Origin of the sequence: Stenotrophomonas sp. SrG (genome assembly GCF_050031795.1) — a bacterium.
In the GTDB taxonomy this organism is placed as follows: Bacteria; Pseudomonadota; Gammaproteobacteria; order Xanthomonadales; family Xanthomonadaceae; genus Stenotrophomonas; species Stenotrophomonas rhizophila_A.
Genome location: NZ_JBNBBE010001641.1, coordinates 1 through 232 on the forward strand (window position 1 = coordinate 1; position 232 = coordinate 232).

Consider the following 232-nt stretch of genomic DNA (forward strand, 5'->3'; position numbering starts at 1 on the left):
AATTTAGTCGTCCTACATGGGCTGCGTGCAGTGCTGGGCCTCGATAGTGATCTTGATGGACTGTGGCTAGGACTTGTCGTTCCTTGGCGAGTTCTAGCTCATGGTTTAGGGGCTGAGCGCGCGCTTCCATGAATTGATGTTCGTGTTAGTAGACCTGATCGAACTTGATGATCGCGTACTGATGCTGTTTCTTCGCGATGTGAGTGGAGAGAGACTTGGCCTTGCCCTTCGA

At 51.7% G+C, this 232-nt stretch carries 1 pseudogene; it reads left to right on the forward strand.

What is annotated here, in order from left to right:
* Positions 1 to 112 precede the first annotated feature (112 nt).
* Positions 113 to 232: pseudogene (locus ACQG3P_RS24925) on the forward strand (FliG C-terminal domain-containing protein); the annotation flags it as partial.